This window comes from Streptomyces sp. NPDC057877, assembly GCF_042796855.1.
GTDB lineage: Bacteria > Actinomycetota > Actinomycetes > Streptomycetales > Streptomycetaceae > Streptomyces.
Window position 1 is genome coordinate 1 of the sequence record NZ_JBHVMS010000028.1, and the last position, 1,478, is coordinate 1,478.

The following is a 1,478-nucleotide window of genomic DNA, read 5'->3' on the forward strand; positions in this document are numbered from 1 at the left end:
TGGTAGTTCGCATGGTGTCGAAGCCATTGCGAGTGTCTCGGAGGTCCCGTTGCCGCAGAATTCTGTCAGCGTCAGGTCCGGCGCGACAGCCCTGGACGTGTACGCGCCCGGCCATCTGGGCGAGTTGACCGAGATCATCGACCCCGAGCTGGTCGACGCGGTCCTGGAGGACACCGGTGTCCGACAGCAGCGGCTGAGGCTCCTCCCGGCGCGCGTCGTGGTGTACTTCGTGCTGGCCCTCGCCTTCTTCGAGCGATCCTCCTACCGGGCGGTATGGGTCAAGCTCACAGCGGGACTGGGCAGCGCGCCCGTGGCCCACCCGTGCGCCTCGTCGCTGGCCCGTGCCCCGCGCCGGCTGGGAAGCGGACCGCTGCGCACCTGTTCTCGATCCTGGCCGGCCCCGTGGCCGACCACAGCCAGTCCTGCGCCTTCTACCGCGGCCTGCGTCTGGTCGCCGTGGACGGCACCACCCTGTCCGCTCCCGACGAGGAAGCGGTGACCTGGCACTTCCGCAAACACATCGGCAGGGTCCGCGCGTTCGGCTACCCGCTGGTGCGCATGGTGGCCCTCGTGGAGTGCGGCACACGGGCTCTCTTGGACGCGGTCTTCGGACCCGACGACGTCGGCGAACTCGCCTACGCGCACCGTCTGCTGGGACATCTGGATGCATCGATGCTCTTACTGGCCGACGCCTACTACGACGCGTTCGACTTCCTTCAGGCCGTGCAGGACACCGGGGCCCATTTCGTGCTGCGCTCCACCCGCAAGCGGCGCCCGACGGTGCGCCGCCCGCTGCCCGACGGCTCCTACCTCACCGCGGTCCTGCCGCGCCGCTACCGTGCCAGGGCGAATGGGCAGCGGGTTCAGGTGCGGGTGGTGGAGGCGTGGCTCACTGTCGTACTCGCCGACGGTACGCAGCGCACGGAGCTGTGGCGGCTGCTGACCAATCTGCTGGATGCCGACAGCCACCCCGCGCACGACCTGCTGCGGCTCTATCACCGGCGCTGGCAGGCGGAGACATGCTATTTCTCGCTGAAGTCCACGATCTTGGACGGGCGAGTGCTGCGTTCACGCAGTGTCCCCGGCCTCGAGCAGGAGATCTTCGCGCTACTCACGGTCTACCAGGCGCTGGTCCGCATGGCCGGCGATGTCACGACGGCCACGCCGGGACTCTCCGTCCAGCGGGTGAGCTTCACCGTTCTGTTCCAGTCCGCCGCAGACCAGATCATCGTCGCCCCGGGCAGGTCCCGGGGCAGTACGGCGGCGTTGATCGGGGCCATCGGCCGGGCCGTGCTGGCCAACCTCCTCCCCGAACAGCGCCGCCAGCGGCTGAAGGCCCACTACCGCAAGACATCCAGCAAGTACCAGTTCCAGCGCGACCAACATCCGCGCACCGTGCATACGTACACACTGGACTTCAAGATGGTCAAGGACGGAGACATTGACGCCGGGCCTGACGGCTAACGCAACGGCGTTGC

1 protein-coding gene and 1 pseudogene are annotated in these 1,478 nt (G+C 68.2%); both read left to right on the top strand.

Annotated elements, in window-relative coordinates; genetic code table 11:
• Nucleotides 1–97: 97 nt before the first annotated feature.
• Nucleotides 98–367, top strand: a pseudogene (locus tag ACFVQG_RS38645) (transposase domain-containing protein); the annotation flags it as partial.
• A complete protein-coding gene (locus ACFVQG_RS38650) occupies nt 274–1,464 on the top strand; it encodes an IS4 family transposase (RefSeq protein WP_383393410.1) in 1,191 nt (396 codons plus the stop codon). The pseudogene ACFVQG_RS38645 and the gene ACFVQG_RS38650, both read left to right, overlap by 94 nt.
• The last annotated feature ends 14 nt before the right edge of the window (nt 1,465–1,478 follow it).